This is a genomic window from Stenotrophomonas sp. STEN240, from assembly GCF_056756175.1.
Map to the genome: position 1 here is coordinate 47,340 of NZ_JBRRBO010000011.1, position 18,648 is coordinate 65,987.

General features: G+C 61.6%; 15 protein-coding genes. 8 read left to right on the top strand and 7 right to left on the bottom strand.

The window, feature by feature from the left end:
- From ACVOKO_RS07145 to ACVOKO_RS07180, 8 genes are read left to right on the top strand one after another with little or no spacing between them, the layout of a single operon-like run.
- The gene (locus ACVOKO_RS07145) at positions 1-744 is read left to right on the top strand and encodes an SDR family NAD(P)-dependent oxidoreductase (protein WP_346498245.1); all 744 of its coding nucleotides are present in this window, start codon (positions 1-3) and stop codon (positions 742-744) included.
- A complete protein-coding gene (locus ACVOKO_RS07150) occupies positions 745-2,145 on the top strand; it encodes an AMP-binding protein (protein WP_346498246.1) in 1,401 nt (466 codons plus the stop codon).
- Positions 2,142-3,248, top strand: a complete 1,107-nt coding sequence (locus tag ACVOKO_RS07155) for a LuxE/PaaK family acyltransferase (RefSeq protein WP_346498247.1) — start codon at positions 2,142-2,144, stop codon at positions 3,246-3,248. The genes ACVOKO_RS07150 and ACVOKO_RS07155 overlap by 4 nt, the downstream gene beginning before the upstream one ends.
- On the top strand, positions 3,245-4,468 hold the full coding sequence (locus ACVOKO_RS07160) for an acyl-CoA reductase (RefSeq protein WP_346498248.1): 1,224 nt from the start codon (positions 3,245-3,247) through the stop codon (positions 4,466-4,468). The genes ACVOKO_RS07155 and ACVOKO_RS07160 overlap by 4 nt, the downstream gene beginning before the upstream one ends.
- Before the next feature lie 4 nt (positions 4,469-4,472).
- Positions 4,473-4,838: an EamA family transporter gene (locus ACVOKO_RS07165; RefSeq protein ID WP_346498249.1), complete on the top strand. Its 366-nt coding sequence runs from the start codon at positions 4,473-4,475 to the stop codon at positions 4,836-4,838.
- Positions 4,839-4,841: 3 nt separating this feature from the next.
- A complete protein-coding gene (locus tag ACVOKO_RS07170; protein WP_346498250.1) occupies positions 4,842-5,498 on the top strand; it encodes a class I SAM-dependent methyltransferase in 657 nt (218 codons plus the stop codon).
- Positions 5,495-6,628 (top strand): dTDP-4-amino-4,6-dideoxygalactose transaminase, encoded by a 1,134-nt coding sequence (rffA, locus tag ACVOKO_RS07175; RefSeq protein ID WP_346498251.1) that lies wholly within the window; start codon positions 5,495-5,497, stop codon positions 6,626-6,628. The genes ACVOKO_RS07170 and rffA overlap by 4 nt, the downstream gene beginning before the upstream one ends.
- Positions 6,625-8,532 (top strand): hypothetical protein, encoded by a 1,908-nt coding sequence (locus ACVOKO_RS07180; RefSeq protein ID WP_346498252.1) that lies wholly within the window; start codon positions 6,625-6,627, stop codon positions 8,530-8,532. The genes rffA and ACVOKO_RS07180 overlap by 4 nt, the downstream gene beginning before the upstream one ends.
- 90 nt (positions 8,533-8,622) lie before the next feature.
- Here ACVOKO_RS07180 and ACVOKO_RS07185 read toward each other — a convergent pair whose 3' ends face one another.
- The 7 genes from ACVOKO_RS07185 to ACVOKO_RS07215 form a co-directional block, all read right to left on the bottom strand.
- On the bottom strand, positions 8,623-9,618 hold the full coding sequence (locus tag ACVOKO_RS07185; protein WP_346498300.1) for an acyltransferase family protein: 996 nt from the start codon (positions 9,616-9,618) through the stop codon (positions 8,623-8,625).
- Positions 9,619-9,671: 53 nt separating this feature from the next.
- Positions 9,672-10,142 carry a hypothetical protein gene (locus ACVOKO_RS07190; RefSeq protein ID WP_346498253.1) on the bottom strand — a complete coding sequence of 157 codons (471 nt, stop codon included), beginning with the start codon at positions 10,140-10,142 and terminating at the stop codon, positions 9,672-9,674.
- A gap of 151 nt (positions 10,143-10,293) precedes the next feature.
- Positions 10,294-13,776, bottom strand: a complete 3,483-nt coding sequence (locus ACVOKO_RS07195) for a glycosyltransferase (RefSeq protein WP_346498254.1) — start codon at positions 13,774-13,776, stop codon at positions 10,294-10,296.
- Entirely contained in the window at positions 13,776-15,131 is a 1,356-nt protein-coding gene (locus ACVOKO_RS07200; protein WP_346498255.1) for an ABC transporter ATP-binding protein, read from the bottom strand. Before ACVOKO_RS07200 ends, ACVOKO_RS07195 begins: the two co-directional genes overlap by 1 nt.
- Positions 15,121-15,915: an ABC transporter permease gene (locus ACVOKO_RS07205; protein ID WP_346498256.1), complete on the bottom strand. Its 795-nt coding sequence runs from the start codon at positions 15,913-15,915 to the stop codon at positions 15,121-15,123. The genes ACVOKO_RS07200 and ACVOKO_RS07205 overlap by 11 nt, the downstream gene beginning before the upstream one ends.
- Positions 15,916-15,917: 2 nt before the next feature.
- Entirely contained in the window at positions 15,918-17,111 is a 1,194-nt protein-coding gene (locus ACVOKO_RS07210; protein ID WP_346498257.1) for a cystathionine gamma-synthase, read from the bottom strand.
- Between the two features lie 85 nt (positions 17,112-17,196).
- Positions 17,197-18,567: a pyridoxal-phosphate dependent enzyme gene (locus tag ACVOKO_RS07215; RefSeq protein WP_346498258.1), complete on the bottom strand. Its 1,371-nt coding sequence runs from the start codon at positions 18,565-18,567 to the stop codon at positions 17,197-17,199.
- Positions 18,568-18,648 lie beyond the last annotated feature (81 nt).

Consider the following 18,648-nt stretch of genomic DNA (forward strand, 5'->3'; position numbering starts at 1 on the left):
ATGACCGACGTTGCGCCAGTCATCCTGGTCACCGGCGCATCGCGCGGCATAGGCCGCGCGATTGCCCTGCAGCAGGCTACTCAGCACTCACAGTTGGTGCTGGTGGCCCGCGACGGACAGGCCTTGGCCGACCTGGGTGCGCAGATACAGGCACTCGGCGCGCCGCCGGCACTGTGCGTAGCCATGGACTTAACCGATGCCGAGGCCATTGCCGGCCTGTTCAAGCAGATCTTCACCCACTTCGGCCGGTTGGATGGACTGGTCAACAACGCCGGCGTGCTGCACGAGGGCTTGCTGGGAATGATTCGAAGCGAGGACATCGACCACGTGCTGGCCGTCAACGTCAAAGTGCCGCTGATGGCGATGCAGTACGCCTCACGGCTGATGGCCCGCAACGGCACAGGCAGCATCGTTAACCTTGTGTCGATCATGGGCGTCAATGGTGCCGCTGGGCTCAGCCTATATGCAGCCAGCAAGGCGGCACTGCTCGGCGCCACTCGCTCGGCCTCCAAGGAATTAGCCCCACGCGGCATCCGCGTCAATGCTGTCTCGCCAGGCTTCATAGATACCGACATGACCCGTAGCATGCCCGAAGCCGCGCATGCCAAGCGCGTTGCATCGATTGCGATGGGCCGCGCCGGCACCCCCGAGGAAGTCGCCGCACTGGTGGCCTTCCTGCTCAGCGATGCCTCCACCTATGTCACCGGACAGGTGATCGGCATCGACGGACAAATGGTGGTCTGAATGTCGTTCTGGAACCTGGAACAACATGACGCGCGCATCGCCCTGATCGATGGCGATAAATCGCTGGACTACACCGCGTTGGCCAACCTCGCCGACCAGCACGCCGCGCGTCTTCCAGACGGGCGCGGCATGGGCCTGCTGTGCATGCCCAGCCATGTCGATGCCGTTGCCCTTTATCTGGGCGCACTACGCAGCGGGCGCCAGGTTCCCCTGCTACTGCAGCCGGACACAGACCCCCAGCTACTTGCCGCGTTAGTGGTGCACTACCAGCCTGACTGGGTCGCCAGCCCGGGCAAGGCGGCCGCAGGCTACCGAACCGTGCATCAGGGCGCAGCGCTGTCCCTGCACGTGCGTGAGGCGGCCGCAGCACCCGACGTGCCACACCCGGACTTGGCACTACTGCTCAGCACCTCCGGGAGCACCGGCTCCTCCAAATTGGTTCGTCTGTCATCCTCTGGTCTGAATGCCAATGCCAGCGCCATCGTCGAGTACCTGGGCCTGCATGCCGATGATCGCGCGATCACCACGCTGCCGCTGGCCTACTCGTTCGGCATGTCCATTCTCAACAGCCACCTGGCCGTGGGTGGATCGGTGGTGCTGAGCGAGGACAGCCTGATGACTCGGGAATTCTGGGACAGCGCACGGCGCCATGGCATCACCTCGTTGTCCGGTGTTCCGGCCACCTTCGAGATCCTTCGACGCATGGGTCTGGCCCGAATGCAGCTGCCTAGCCTTCGCATGCTGACCCAGGCAGGCGGCCGCCTGCGCGATGAACTGGTGGCCTATTTCGCTGAATCCAGCCAAGCCCATCGCCTGGAGTTCTTCGTCATGTATGGCCAGACCGAGGCATCGCCGCGGATCAGCTACGTTCCGTCCGCACGCATTATCGACAAGGTCGGCAGTATCGGCGTGCCGGTCCCCGGGGGCCGCATGCAGGTCGACGCTACGACCGGCGAGCTGATCTATTACGGCGCCAACGTAATGATGGGCTATGCCAGCACGCGCACTGATCTGGCCAAGGGTGACGAGCTGCAGGGCGCATTACGCACCGGCGACCTCGCCCGCGTCGACGAAGACGGCTTTCATTACATCACCGGCCGCGCCAAGCGCTTTCTGAAAATTTCCGGCAACCGGGTCAATCTCGACGAAGTCGAGGCCATGCTGTCGTCGGCACTGAGCCAGCAGATCGTCTGCTCAGGAGGCGATGACGACCTGGTGGCCTTCAGCCACGGCACTCAGGTTGCCGAACAGGCGCAGGTGCGCCAGCTTGTGCAGGAACGCTACAAACTGTTCGGTGGTCACGTCCGTTCCCTCCACCTCGATGCGCTGCCCCTGATGGCCAGCGGCAAGGTGGATTACCAGAGTCTCCGGCAGATGGCCGGACAAGGAGTTGCAAGGTGACCCTGCCTGCTGCACCGGCTGCCGATGCGGCCGCCGCCCTGGATGTCGATGTCTTCGGCCTGGACCGCGCCCAAAAACGCATTTGGTTGCTGGACGGGCTCAATCGCCTGACCGGCCACCACCGCGCGCAGTGTGTCCCTTACGCGCGCATCCTTGACGGCTTGTGGCATGCCGGCGACGCAAGCAGCCTTGAGCAAGTACCGTGGCTGCCGGTGCGCATGTTCAAGCTGATGGACCTCAAGAGCATCGAGGATGACAAGGTTTCGCGCACGCTGGTGTCCAGTGGCACCACCGGTGCTGCGGTTTCGCGCATTTTCCTCGACGCCGACACCGCACGCGCACAGGCCCGTGCCCTGACTCGCATCTTCTCCCATTTCGCAGGCGCCAAGCGCCTGCGCATGCTGGTGGTCGACGACTCCAGTTTCCTGCGCGACCGCAGTCGCTTCAACGCACGCGCCGCAGGTATCCTCGGCTTCTCCAACTTCGGCCGCGACCATCTGTACCTGCTGGACGAAGATCTGCAGCCGGACTGGGCCGCACTAGAGCAATGGCTGCACGCCCAGCCTGATGAACCAGTATTGCTGTTCGGCTTCACCTTCATCGTCTGGCAGTCATTTGTGCAGGCTGCACGCCGCGACGGCAAGCAGATCCGCTTCCCGGCCGGCAGCATGCTGGTGCATGGAGGCGGCTGGAAGAAGATGGACGAGCAGAAAGTCGGCAATGCCGCCTACAAGGCCGCGCTGTCGCAGACTTTCGGCATCGAGCGTGTGCACAACTATTACGGCATGGTCGAACAGGTCGGCTCGATCTTCTTCGAATGCGAGCAGGGCCACCTGCATGCACCGGCCTATGCAGACGTGATCGTGCGTGACCTCCAGGACCTGCGCCCGGTACCGCACGGTACCACCGGTGCGATCCAGGTGCTGAGCCTCCTGCCCGAAAGCTATCCCGGCCATAGCCTGCTGACCGAAGATCTCGGAGTTATCCACGGCGAGGACGACTGCGCCTGCGGCCGCCCCGGCAAGCACTTCGCGGTGCTTGGCCGTATCAAGAACGTGGAAATCCGCGGCTGCAGCGATACCCGCACGGTACCCAACGCATGACCAGACTGCTCTTCTCAATCCACCCGGACGCCGCGCTGGACGCCGAACTGGAACGCCTATCAGCACTACCGCCGCTGCTGCCGTTCAGCGCGCCGCTGCGCGAGTTCGTCGCCGATTTCTCCCGACGTGTATTCGCACTGCCGCAGCTGCGCCAGCACCCCGAGCTGGCCACCCTGGGCCACTGGTTCCGAGGCGCTGCGGTCAACCAGCTGTCGCAACGCATCGGGACGCACCCGGCCGAACTGGACCTAGCCCGCGGCCTGATCTTCCATCTGGCACCGGCCAATGTGGACGTACTTTTCGCGTACGCCTGGCTGATGTCGGTGCTATCGGGCAACACCAACGTGGCACGCCTGTCGCAGAAGCAGAGCACCCAGCGCGATGCGCTGGTTTCGATCCTTCATGACATGCAGCGCGAGGACCTGCACCCGCTGGTACTGGAGCGTGCAGTACTGCTGACCTACCCGCACGACGATTCGATCACCACGGCGATCTCCCGTCACTGCCACGCGCGCATCATCTGGGGCGGTGACGCCACCGTCGCCAAGATCCGCTCGCTGCCGATCTCCCCGCTGGCCGTCGAACTCGCCTTTCCGGACCGCTTCGGCATAGCCGTGATGCGTGCAGCTGCCCTCACCGACGGCAGCGATGCCGATCTGCAGGAACTGGCGCGGCGCTTCTGCAACGACGTACTCTGGTTCGGCCAGCAGGCCTGCTCGTCACCGCGCACCCTGTACTGGGTCGGCGATGAGCCCACAATCGCGGCAGCCAAGGCATGCTTCTGGCCAGCGGTGCGCATGCAGGCCGCTGCGCTGGAAGACGAGCCGGCTGCGCTGATGGCGCGGGTGACCGACGCCAACCTACTGGCTGCGACAGAGCATGGCGTGCACTCAGCCGATGCCATCGGCCTATATCCGCTGCGCCTCGAAGCGGCGCGCGCTGACGGCGGGATCCGCGAGATCCAGTCCGGCCACGGTCTGGTAGTCGAAATCGACCTGCTCGGACTTGATGCGCTGGCAGCACAACTCGATGACCGCGACCAGACGCTGGTACAGCACGGCTTCACGGCTTCAGCTCTGCGCGACTTTCTTTGCCGCCTACGCAATCGCGCCATCGATCGAGTTGTGCCGTTCGGCCGCGCCCTGGACTTCCACCCGGTCTGGGACGGCACCGACCTGCTGGATGTCCTTACCCGCAAAATCACCCTGCCAGCGACCTGATCCGATGAGCTACGTTTTCATTGCCTTGACCATCCTGCTTACCGTATATGGCCAGCTCATGCTGAAATGGCAGGTCAACCTCAATCCCGGCGCGACCATCGATGGCCTCAACCCACGTGCGATCATCACCCTGCTGCTCAATCCCTGGGTGATCAGCGCCTTCGCGGCGGCATTCGGCGCTTCGCTGTGCTGGATGGCGGCCATCGGCCGGATGCCGCTTAGCAAGGCTTACCCGTTCACTGCATTGAGTTTCCCATTGGTGGCAACCCTTGCGGTATTGCTCTTCCGCGAGTCCTTCGACTGGCATAAGATCGCCGGCACCGCCTTGATCATCCTCGGCGTCATTGTCCTGTCTCGCTCCGGAGCCTGAACCATGTCGCAGAAGACCGATGGGTTGCACGCAGTGCTTTCACACCCGGCGGTCTACGACCTGCTGCAGAACCTACTTGGAGCCCGTCGCTCCCGTGCACGGCTGATCCGCGACCATATTCGCCCCCGCCAGGGTGATCATGTCCTCGATATCGGCTGCGGTACGGGCGAACTTTTCAGTCAGCTGCCCGCGGGCCTGCGCTACGTCGGGTTCGATCTGTCCCAAGACTATATCGACGCAGCACGGAAGCGCTTTGGTGACCGCGCGCGCTTCGAATGCATGGACGTGACCGACTACAAGGTGGGTCAAGGGCAGCAGAAGGCGGACCTCGTGCTGGCCATCGGCATACTGCACCACCTTGACGATTCACACGCGCGGGCGCTGATGCGCACCGCACATGCCGCCCTCAAGCCGGGCGGCCGTTTCATCTCGCTCGACGGCGCCTACGTCGATGGCCAGTCGGTCATCGCCCACGGCCTGATCGCCCGCGATCGTGGCCAGAGCATCCGCACGCCGTCCGCCTACCATGCCCTCGCCGAGTCACAGTTCGGGGTGGTCAAAGGCCAGGTCAGAAGCGATATGCTTTTCGTCCCCTATACACACTACATCATGGAATGCGTGCGCCAGGCCGACGCCAGCCACGATCAGGAGCAGCAGTGATTCCTTTCAACAAGCCATTCATGACTGGCCAGGAACTGGTCAACATCACCCATGCGCATGCCAATGGGCACCTCAGCGGCGATGGTCCCTTCACCAAGCAATGCCATACGTGGCTGAACGCGCGCACCGGCGCCAGCGCTTCGCTGCTGACCCACTCGTGCACCGCCGCCCTGGAAATGGCAGCCCTGCTGCTGGACCTTGAGGACGGCGACGAAGTGATCATGCCGTCCTACACGTTTGTCTCGACCTCCAATGCCTTCGTCCTGCGTGGCGCGGTGCCAGTGTTCGTGGACATCCGCGCGGACACGCTGAATATCGATGAGACACTGATCGAAGCGGCCATCACCCCGCGGACCAAGGCCATCTGCGTGGTGCACTACGCAGGTGTGTCCTGCGAAATGGACGAAATCCTGGCCATTGCCGCGCGCCATGACCTGGCGGTAGTCGAGGATGCCGCGCAGGGCATCATGTCCACCTACAAGGGCAGGCCGCTGGGCACCATCGGCGATCTCGGCGCTCTGAGCTTCCACGAAACCAAGAACATCATTTCCGGCGAAGGCGGCGCGTTGTTGTGCCGCGACCACACCCATGCTGAACGTGCCGAGATCATTCGCGAAAAGGGTACAAATCGCAGCCGCTTCTTCCGAGGCCAGGTCGACAAGTACACCTGGGTGGATGTGGGCTCCTCGTTCCTCCCCGGCGAGATCACTGCCGCCTTCCTGGCCGCGCAGATGGATGCGGCCGAGGACATCACCGCTCGTCGCCTGGCGATCTGGGAGCGTTACCACGCCTGGGCAGCCCCGCATGAGGCTGCGGGCCGCCTGGTACGGCCGACCATACCGGCCCACTGCAGCCACAATGCACACATGTATTACATGCTGCTGCCGTCGCTGGAGGCGCGGACGCATTTCATCCAGGACCTGAAGGCAAGCGGCGTGCAGTCTGTATTCCACTACATCCCGCTGCATTCCTCCCCGGCCGGCATCTCCCGGGGACGTACAGGCTCGACCATGCACGTCACCGACGATATCAGCGTTCGGCTGGTGCGCATGCCCCTGTGGATCGGTGTTGAGCCGCAGCTGGATGCAGTGATGGAGGCGGCCGACGCGGCACTGAGGCAGTACGCATGAATGAACTATCGAAGACACATGCCTCGCGCCAGGAATCGGCACTGCCTTTTCCAAAGACAGCGCCGATGGCCTTGATTCTGCGTGCCTTCGGCATATTGCTAGTGATCGCTGCCTCAGCAAATGCCCTGCTGTACAGCGACGCCGTTGCAACGCCGCTCGTGCAATCGGACGCATGGTACTTCCTCGAGACGTTCCTGCCGCGCTATCTAGAGGGCTCTCTGACCTTCTTAGACCTGTTCATGCAGCGCGGCGCAGGAGATCACGCGCAGCCGCTGCAGAAGCTGGTGCTCCTGTTCCACACGAAATATTTCGATCTGGATTTCCGCGTCGAGGGCTTAATCGGTGTTGCCATCGGCATCGCCTGGTGCTGGGCCATTTCCCGCGAGATGATGCGCCAGCCTCAAGCTGATCCCCTGCGGAACGCGTTCTCATGGATATGCGTCGGGCTGGTGTTTGCGCTTGGCTTGTCGCTCAACAGCTCCAACATATTCACGTGGCCGCTGGCGACACTCGGGTACATTCCGCTACTACTGGGCACATTGTACTTCTCGCTTGTGATGGGCCAGTTGTTGCAGAAGGCCAGACCTGTGCTGGTACTGGTGGCGACTCTGCTGCTGGGTCTCTGCACCGACGAGATAGCCCTGGTGCTGGTGATTGCGGCCGCACTTGCCTGCGTACCGCTGCTGACCTCATCCCGACGCAGCAAGCTCAGCACTCTCGCCGCCGGCGTGACAGGTCTGGTCCTTGCCCGCATTTTCCTCTGGTGGGTCGCCCAGCATGCGGGCACTGGGGCGGCCGTACTCCTACCAAGCCGTGGGCTGGCCGAATCCCTGCTCACCACAGAAGCCTTCAGCGGGCTACTGATACCTTTCTCCGACAGCTTGGTGCATCTGCAGCTGCTTACCTCGCGTTTCCCCGACAACACCGGCACTGCAGCGCTGGTGTGCGCTGCCGCGGTGATTGCTCTCCAGGTTTTTTTCTGGGTGACGGTAATCGGCGCGTGGCGTGCCCGCGCATATGACCGTACGTTGGCCATGGCCACGTTCCTGATGCTGGTAGCGTATGCCCTGACCGCCGGCATTATCCTGAGCAGGGTACCTGCATTTGACTGGAACTACCTGCACCAGCCTCGTTACGTAATGTCCTACCAGATCAACCTGGTGGCCATCGCGGTTATGTTCCATTACCGGCTCACCCGGTCGACACCGCCTGCCTCGACCAAGGCCTGCGTGCTCGAACGCAGCGCCATCTTGTTGCTGATCTCCGGCCTGCTGGGCGTCCAGTGGCACGCATCGGTCTACAACTGGAAACTGCCGCACTACCTGATACCGTACTGGCAAAACACGGCACTGGCCATGCAACGGCTGGCCACGGACCCGCGCAGCCCGCCGACCGCCTGCACCGACATCATGACCGTGTGCGGCTATCCCGAGGAAGAGCGGGTGAAGTTGATCTCGCTGCTAGTGGACAAGCAGTTGAACATCTTTTCCAGCCGGTTCCAGATCCGCAATCGCCTATACCCATCCTTGGCAACTGTGCCCGGCTTCTGGCCCGGAAGTACCCAAGAGCAGCGTTTTGACCAACGCATCATGCTGGCATCGGCGACAGCCACCCTGGCAGCTGATCCGGTAGCTGGCAGTTGCGGCAACGATGCCGCACAGCCGGTTCGCATCCATTTGGATACCCGAGATCTGGCACCCTCCGGCGCTCAGCTGTGGGTGGATTCGGTGGGAGCACAGCGTACCCTGCTGGCCAGCACAACGCCGCAGGAAACGACACTTACAGTGGAACACTCGCTGCCGAACCACTCACTGTTGTCGCTGGTCCGCTCCGACAGTCAAGGCGTCCTGAGCCAGCAGCAGATAGACCTGCCGCCCTGCGAAGTTGTTGCGCCAGCCCGCTGAACCGGTTCCTGCGAACGAAGAAAAAATGCCGGCGCGAAATCCGCGCCGGCATTTTCTTTCCGCCTCTATTTGTACTTTTGAACAGTGTCTCTAGCGAGCTTCCGCCACGTGTGCGGGCGGCTTCCGCTTCAGGCGTGAAAGCGGGCGATCGACCAGCACGACGATCAGCCAGGACAACGCAACAGTGACTGCGAATGCGGGCAGAAAGAACGTGGTAAATGGTCTGGTGAAGCCACAGGCGCAGACGAACCAAGCGGCCACCGTGGTGTGGACTAGGTACACCGGATAGCTCAGGTCACCAAGCATCTTGTCCAGCTTGCCGCCGCGCTGTTGGTGCAGCGATATCACCATCCAGGCCGACAACAGCATGGAAGCGTACAGCCCCCAGTCCCAAGGCCAACTTGGCACGAAAAACCATACCGCGCCGTGCAGAAGCCACGCCGCACAACTGATGAACGGCATGCGGATGCGCTGCAGAACCTCACGGTACTGGCAGATCAGCGCACCGACGGCGAATGGCAAGAGGCAGGGCAAGAACGTTGCATAGCGCTCACCGAAACTGTCCTGCTGAATACCCAGCTTGAGGTTGATCAACGCGCCTATAACTACACCGAGCGCAGCCGCGCCACGGGAAGTCGCCATCATCGGCATAAGCAGGTAAAAACCTACCTCGATGGCCAGCGCATTTGCGACCGGCACCGGAAGACCGCCGCGGTTGATGCCCGGGAACAGGGTAACCACGTAGGCCCAGTCTTGCAGGCCGCGCGGCATGTGAAACTCGCCGTTAATGGGCCGAAGATCGATACCTACGCTGCCGTAGTACCACAGGGTGAGCAAGCCTATGATCGCAGCCAGCCAGTAAAGCGGGAAAATGCGCATGAAGCGATTGAACGCGTAGGCCTTCAGACCGGCTCCATCAAAGCCATACTTGGTCGTCAGCACCAAGGTCATGAGGAAGCCACTGAGTACGAAGAACGCCCACACCGCATAAGCCGCATAGCCATGCGGCATGTTGGACCACAAGTGCGAGGCCGCCACCAACGACGCAAGCACGAAACGGCTCGCACCGAATCCAAAGACAGGCATTTTCAAATTACAGCTCCGATGAGCATGGAAAGGTTGTACTGGAACAGCCGCGATCAGGGCGACGAGCAGGCCGTAGCCTCAGCGCGGATGGTGGCCAGAATGCGACCGCTGCCATCACTCAGTGTCAGTTCGGAACCATCATTGATCCACGGTCCAGTCACTTCGGTGCCCGCTGCGCCCCCTTCCACCCAGAGCTTTGGTGTCTGAGTCAGACTTCCCACCGTGATCTTCACGAAAGACGCACCAGCGACCTCTGATCTCCAGACAACCTGCACTTCGGCGGATGATCCGGCCGCACCGTTGCAATCAAGCTTGAGTATCTTCGGTTCAACCACCATACCTTCGACACTTGCGTGGACCAGGCTCATTCCGACAACGGATGCTTCCGTTACCGCCGCCTGCATGCCAGGCAGCTCGGGGGCGGTTCCGACGGCGCCAGCCCGGCGCCGTCCGGCTTCATCACAACAGCCAACCAATGTCAGCACCAATGCACAAACCAACAGCGCACGCGATTGAGTCCACATGAAATATCCCTAGAGTTCGCCGGCAATAGAGGCGAAGACGCCGCATTCTTACGCATGCGAACAGCAGCGTAAAGCCCGCGTTCATGCCCCACAAACCATCACCTGGATGGCGGCGACATACGCAGCCGGCACAGGATATGGACCCGAGTCCTCAACCAGCCACAATGGCCTTCGACAGAATACGCCGCAGGGCATCATCCGAGTAGTGACGTGCGATGAATCCGCGGCTGTCGGCCGAAACCTGCTGCCAACGTGCATCGTCCTGCAACAGCATCACTATATGCGCCGCCATGCCGTCGGCATCATCGGCGACAGGCATGAACGCAGCCGCCTCGCCCAACCCCTGCATGCCGACCGATGTAGTCACGCAAGGTAGGCCGTGCCGAAGGCTCTCCAACACCTTTCCCTTGACGCCACCTCCGAAGCGCAGCGGTGCCACTGAGATGCGAGCCCTGCGGTACCAACCCTCCAGTACCTCGTCACTCACATATCCGGTAACGTCGATACTATCCGAGGCCATGGCCAGGATTTCCGGGCGCGGATTGGATCCCACCAGACTCATACGCACTGTCGGCAGCTGCGCCTGCACCAATGGCAAGACCTTTTCAACGAACCATTGCGCGGCATCCACGTTCGGCGCATGTGCGAAACCAGCAACGAACAGGATATCCCGCCGCTCCTTCGCTTCCGGCACATCGGCATCGGCAACCGGCTCAAAGGCGTAGAGAGGAATGGTTTCTGCACGACCGGTCGCGTTCGGCGCATTGCTCGCTAGCCAATTGCGGACGTGAGCAGTCTCGTCGTTCGACGGATACAGGACCACATCGGTCTCCTGCCATAGCGCATGCTCGAAATCACGAAAACGCTCGACCTCGCTTGCCAGCGCAGCATCTGGCTGCAACTGCAATTGTTGCTGCATTCGCAGATGATGTATGTCGTGACCGTAATAAACCAAGGCCGCCTTGCTGTGCTGGCGAACGCTGGCAACCAATTCGGCCGACACGTGGGGTCGGTTGAGGATGACCGCGTCCAAGTAGCGCCCGTTGCTGGCCATCCATGCCTCAAACCCAGCCACGCCGACACAATCCGCACCGTGCATCACCTCGATGCCAGCACGCTGTAGCGGTGGGGCATAGGCCGCATCGAAGTAGGCATTTGCTGGCCAGAAAGTTACCTGGCACCCCTCGCGCAGCAGCGTATGCATCACTTGGCAGGTCGCACGTGAACCAGCATCGCGATCCGGCTGCGGAATGTAGTGATCGACCACCAATACATGACGCTTGCTGCGCGAGCGATCACGCGCAAGGAAGACGTGTTCGCCGTTGGCGAACTGCCCCTGTTCAAGCGCGGCCTTCCAGCGCGCAAAAAACTTATCGCGATTGATCGCCTGCCATGCTTTGACGCCGCAACCTTCATCAGTGCCACTGGATACACCTTCATAGTGCACCACCACCGATGCTGGCTGCATATAGACCTTCAGTCCACGCGCACGCACCCGAAAAGCAATATCCGTGTCTTCGTAGTAAGCCGGTGCAAAATGGTCATCGAAACCGCCGAGCTCTTGGAAAAGAGCCATCGGCAGCATGATTGATGCCCCGGACGCGTAGTCGACTTCCTTCAGGTAGTTGTACTCCGGATGCGACGGATCCTGCAGGCGGCCATAATTCCATGCGCTGCCATCAGACCAGACTATGCCGCCAGCTTCCTGCAGCCGTCCGTCTGGATACACCAATTTGGAACCAACCAAGCCGGCATCGGGATGGCTGTCGAACACATCGACCATGGCATCCAGCCATCCCGGACGGACTTCGGTGTCATTGTTGAGCAGGCAAACATACCGCCCCTTGGCCAGCCTCAGCGACTGATTACAGGAGCGCAAAAAGCCCAGATTCTTTGGGTTGACGTGGTAGCGAAGACCAGGAATGGTTGACAAAGCATCGATCTGGGGATCTCCGGAGGCATCCTCCAGTATCAGTACTTCGAAGGAAACCTTCGCCCCGACACGAGCAATGGATGCCACGCACGCGAGGCTCTGCTCGTAGTTACCGTACGTGGGAACCACGATGCTGACGATCGGATCCTGGACCTCCGCAAAGCGAATCCCCTTCTGGACCGCCTGCGGATCGCGCTTGACGTCGTCCAGCAATAATCCATCTAGCGCCGCCAACACGGAGGCATCCTGCCGCAACAGCATACGCTTGGCCATCGGCACCATCGGCTTGAGCAACGGATGCTGAGCTACTCCGGAGGCGCGCAGCGACTGAAGCACTGTGCGCCATTCGCCGCGCAACACGCGACCGGCGAAGCGCAACGGCTTGGTGACGCGCCAGGAACGCGAGTTAATCAACGATGTAGCGAGTTTCTGCAGCGCCTGGAGTTCGGCCCGGTAGGATGTCAGCACTGCAGATACTTCGTCTGCATCTGCTACACCCTCCAGCCCTACCGCGGCGTCCTCACGACTCACTCCGGAGCGCTCCATCAAGTGCTGGATCTGCTGGTGGTGCAGCTGTAGCGCATGACGTGCGGTATCGGTCAAGCCGATCACTGCATTGAGCCTCTGCTGAAGCCCACCGCGTGCTTCCCAGATCTCGGCCATGGCTGTTTCGAGCTGTTTGACCTTAGCCTTCTCGGTGGACAGTTCGTTATGAAGCGAATCAGCCTTGGCCTTCTCGGTGGACAGTTCGTTATGAAGCGAATCAGCCTTGGCCCTCTCGGTCGAAAGTTCACCGTGAAGCGAGTCGGCAAGCGCGCGTTGGCTACCCTCTTGTACTCGCATTGCCTCAAGTTGCCTGTGCAATCCAGCCACAACCGACTGCTCACGCACGACATGGCCGCGCAATTCACCGATCTCCGCATCCTGAGCCTGCGCCCAGCGGGCAACCTCATGGTGGTGTGCGTAGAGATCCTCTGTTTCGGCATACAGCACGGACGCCGGCAGTTGCGGCAGCAGCGATGGCTCGGCCGCAGCGACTATCACGAAATAAACCGCATCGGGAATCAGCGCTGCGCGTTCCACCACCCCTTCACCGGTATCGGTCAGAGCCTGGTAGACCTGTTGGTCCGGACCGCCATCCAGCGACGTGATCGTCGAACAAACCGACATCCGGTGGCCACACAGGCGCGAAGCAGGAAAGTGTCGTGCCACCAGTGCCTGGAATTCCTCTAGGTAAAGCTCCTTCACGTGGTACTCGTTGTGGTAACCAGCACGGTCGGAGTACACCTCTTTGTTCGGCGAAGACATGACCATCACGCCACCCGGCCGCAGCACTCGGCGGATCTCGGACATCATCTCTTCCTGCTCGTATAGATGTTCGATCGTCTCGAAAGACACCACAACGTCCACGCTGTCGTCGGGCAATGGGATGGCCGCAGCCGAGCCTTGCAGGTAACGCAGATTGTGCAGATTGGTGTAACGCTGCGCCGCATGGGCCACAGCCTCGGGCGAAATATCCACGCCGCACACCGACTGTGCACGACCAGCCAGCATCGCACTGCCATAGCCTTCGCCGCTAGCCACGTCGAGCACGTCCTTGCCCGCGACCAGCGGCAGGCACCAGGCGTATCGATGCAGATGCTCTTGGCGTATCACGCCGTACTCGGTTGGGACGAAACGTTCGCCGGTGAACTCGATCATCAGGGTTCCTTGTTGACATCGATGGCTAGCATGGGCAAGCCCACTAGGCCAAACCGCATGGTCTCGTCGATCGCGCGAAACTCCAACGCGTCATGGATCCAGTGCTGTTGGGTATGGTCGTGCTGGTCGCCGGAAGCCACCGCTGCATCGATCATGTAAGAGCCGGAAGGCATCACCGGCATGCGGAACAGAAAAGACGCCGCAATGGACTCCCCTGGCATGCCGCCTACCGGCGCATCTTTGCAAGCGAAGTAACTGTTGTCGCCGAACAGGCGCTGGCCCAGGCGATCCTTGACGTAGAAGCCGACGATAACGTTGTCCAGCGCCTGCACCAGCTCGACCCGGATACGCAGGCGTACCAGCTCACCGCCTTCGGCCAGCCCCAGCGGCGCGCCGTGCTCGTCCGTGAGCGTGACATCCATGATACGCGCGCCCTGAGCACCGAATTCCTGCCCAACATTGTCAGGGTCGAACTGGAACAGCGCGATGCGGTTTGTGACGCCGGCCTCCAGCAATGCCTGCTGTCGGAAGTCCGGGGCGTCAGCAACACGCCGCCGCTGCTTCCCCTCGACCACTATGTCGTCCACGCCCACCTCGCGCCGACCCACTAGGTGCTGCTCGGTCATGTAGGCCTCGACCACCTCCTGCGAGGTGCCGGACAGACGCATGCGGCCGTCCTGCAACCACACGGCGTTCTCGCACAGGTTGGTTACGGCAGCTGCATCATGGCTGACGAACAGCAGCGTACCGTGCTTCTGGAACTCCCGCAGGAATCGCATGCACTTCTGTGAGAAGAACGCATCACCGACCGCCAGTGCCTCATCAATGATCAAGATATCGGCATCGACATGAGCAATCACTGCAAACGCCAAGCGTACCGACATGCCGCTGGAATAACTGCGCACTGGCTGGTCGATGAACTCACCGATGTCGGCGAACGCCAGAATGCTGTCCAGGCGTTGGTCGATCTGCGCACGCGACAGGCCCAGGATTGCGGCGTTTAGGTAGACGTTCTCGCGACCGGTGAACTCCGGATTGAAACCGCTACCCAGCTCCAGCAGTGCGGCCACGCGGCCCTTTACCTTGATGCTGCCCTCGGTTGGGTTCAAGGTGCCAGCAATCATCTGCAGCAGAGTCGACTTGCCCGACCCATTGCGACCGACTATGCCCACCGTCTGGCCTCGGCGAATCGAGATGCTCACATCCCGCAGCGCCCAGAAATCCTTGTAGAACGACTTCCGCTTGCCGGCCAGTGCCTGCCACAGGCGATGCGAAGGACGCTCGTACATATGGTAGGACTTACCGACTCCTTTGACCTCGATAACGGTCTCGGCCACGCCGACTTCAGAGGACATCGGCAAACCCCACGCGCAACTTGTTGAACAGACGGTGGCCAATGAAGGCAACCACGCAGGCGATCAGGGTGTAGAGGCCTAGGCCCGCCCAATCCGGCAGGCGACCCCAGATCACCACTTCGCGAACCTGGTTGATGATGAATGTCAGCGGGTTGAGCTCGAACACGACGCGGTAGCTGGCTGGCACCGACTCGACCGGAATGATTGCCGAGGACAAGAACAGCATGGCTGCGGCAATGACGCCAGCTATCTGGCCGATATCGCGCAGGTACACACCAAGCGCAGAAGTGATCCAACCGATGCCGACCGTCAGGATGACCAGTGGCAGAACCACCACCGGCAGTAGCAGGGCGGTAGCATGGATGCTGCCTTTCACACACAAGTACATCAAAAGCAGCACCACCATGTTCATCAGCAGATGGAACAAGGCCGAAAGAGTCATGCTCCACACTAGGATATCCAGAGGAAACACCACGCGTTTGACGTAGCCGGTGTTGCTGACGATAAGCTGCGGTGCACGGGTGAAACACTCGGCGAAGAACCCGTGCACGGTAAGGCCCGCGAACAGGATCAGCGCAAAATCGGTGGTGGACCCGGTCGATCCCGGCCAACGCCCCTTCATGATGAAGCCGAAGGCCATGGTGTAGACCACCAGCATCAGGAACGGACTGATCAGCGACCACAACAAACCAAAGCTTGCGCCACGGTAACGACCAAGCACCTCGCGCTGGGTAAGCTCAAAGGTAAGCGAACGATGCTTACCGAAAACCGAGAGGATTCCCATGCTCAGCGGTTCCCACCCAACGCCCTTTCCAGATCCACCCGCAAATCCTCAACATCCTCAACCCCCACGCTCAGCCTCACCAGCGCATCACTGATGCCCAGCTGTTCGCGGCGAGCCACAGGAATCGAGGCATGGGTCATCACTGCCGGGTGGTTGACCAGGCTTTCCACGCCGCCGAGGGACTCGGCCAGGGTGAACAGTTCGGTGCGTTCGCAGAAGCGCTTGGCCGCTTCGAATCCGCCCTTGAGCACGATCGAGACGATGCCACCGTAGCCGGCCATCTGCTTGCCCGCCAGTTCATGCTGCGGGTGCGAGGCCAGGCCCGGGTAGATCACCTTTTCCACTGCCGGATGGGTTTCCAGCCAGGTGGCCAGGTCCATCGCATTGGCGCAATGCGCCTTCATGCGCAGCGGCAGGGTCTTCAGGCCGCGTAGGGCCAGGAAGCTGTCGAACGGGCCCTGCACGCCACCGATGGAGTTCTGCAGGAAAGCCATCTGCTCGGCCAGCTCGGCGTTGTCACCCACCACCACCATGCCGCCGACCATGTCGGAATGGCCATTGAGGTACTTGGTGGCCGAATGCAGCACCAGGTCAGCGCCAAGTTCCAGCGGACGCTGCAGCATCGGCGAGGCGAAGGTGTTGTCCACCACCACGATCAGACCGTGACGCTTGGCGATTGCGGCCACCGCAGCGATGTCCACGATCTTCAGCATCGGGTTGGTCGGCGTTTCGATCCACAGCATCTTCGTCTTGGGCGTGATCGCAGCCTCGAACGCGGCCAGGTCGGTCAGGTCGACGAAGCTGAAATCCAGCGCGGCGGTGCGGCGACGCACCCGCTCGAACAGGCGGAAACTGCCGCCGTAGATGTCATCCATCGCCACCACGTGGCTGCCGGCATCCAGCAGTTCGATCACGGTGGAGCTGGCCGCCATGCCCGACGCAAAGGCAAAGCCGCGCGTGCCGCCTTCCAGCGAGGCCACACAACGCTCGTAGGCGAAGCGGGTCGGGTTGTGCGTACGCGAGTACTCAAAACCCTGATGCTCGCCCGGGCTGGACTGCGCATAGGTCGAGGTCGCGTAGATCGGCGGCATGACTGCGCCGGTGCTGGGGTCAGGCGACTGCCCGCCGTGGATGGCCAACGTGGCAAGCGACAAGGCGCGCTCGCCGTCCTGGCTGCGTGAATGCTGATCCGTCATAAGGGCTTCCAGCTAAAGGGGCGAAATTCTATCAGTGCTGTCTGAATCTACCGTGGCCCCCTCTTACGGAGGGGACCAGCCAGGTTTACTGAACGCGGCGACGCAGGTAGTTCAGCAGGTCGATGCGGGTGATCAAACCGAGGAATGCGTCACCATCGGTGATGATCGCCACCTGGCCGCGGTCGAACACCGGCAGCAGGGCCTCGATCGGCGATTTGACGTCCAAGCTGTCCAGCTTGCTGACCATGGCCACCGACACCGGGTCGCGGAAACGGGCTTCGTCGCCATAAACGTGCAGCAGCACATCGCTTTCATCGATGATGCCGACCAGCTGATTGCCTTCCATCACCGGCAGCTGCGACACGTCGTACAGCTTCATGCGCTGGTAGGCGGTGGTCAGCAGGTCCTTCGGGCCCACCACCACGGTATCGCGCTGGCTGTACGGGCGCAGGATCAGGTCGCGCAGGTCGCCGAACTGCGGGCGCTCCAGGAAACCGTTGTCCAGCATCCAGTAATCGTTGTACATCTTGGACAGGTACTTGTTGCCGGTATCCGGCACCAGCACCAGCACCTTCTTCGGCATGGTCTGCTCACGGCAGTACTTCAACGCGGCAGCCAACAGGGTGCCGGTCGAGGAACCACCAAGGATGCCTTCCTTGCCCAGCAGCTCGCGCGCGGTGTGGAAGCTCTCGGCATCAGTGATGGCATAAGCCTTCTTGACCCGGCTGAAATCGGCGATATCCGGCAGGAAATCCTCGCCGATGCCTTCCACCAGCCAGCTGCCGGACTTTTCGTTCAGCGTGCCCTCGTTGATGTACTCGGCCAGGATCGAGCCGACCGGGTCGGCCAGCACCAGCTCGGTCTTGGGCGAGAGCTTGGCGAAGGCGCGCGACAGGCCGGTCATGGTGCCGGAGCTGCCGCAGCCGAACACGATCGCGTCCAGGTCGCCGCCCATCTGCTCGATGATTTCCGGGCCGGTACCGAACTCGTGCGCAGCCGGGTTGTCGGGGTTGCCGAACTGGTTGATGAAATAGGCGCCGGGGGTACGGTCGGCGACGGTCTTGGCCAGGTCCTGGTAGTACTCCGGGTGGCCCTTGGCCACGTCCGAACGGGTCAGCACCACTTCGGCGCCCATGGCCTTCAGGTTGAAGATCTTTTCCCGGCTCATCTTGTCGGGAACCACGAGGATCAGCTTGTAGCCTTTCTGCTGCGCCACCAGCGCCAGGCCCAGGCCGGTATTGCCGGCAGTGCCCTCGACCAGCGTCGCGCCCGGCTTGAGATCCCCGCGCTTTTCGGCCGCCTCGATCATCGACAGCCCGATGCGGTCCTTGATCGACCCGCCCGGGTTGGCGCTCTCCATCTTGAGGTACAGCTCGCACACGCCGACATCCAGGCGCTGGGCCTTGATGATGGGCGTATTGCCGATGAGTTCGAGGATGGAGGAATGGATGGGCATCGGTTTGGTTCAGATCGCGCCGCAAGCGGCCGGACCGATGATTATCCGATGGTTGTGAAGGAAAGTCAGTTAATGACGCTT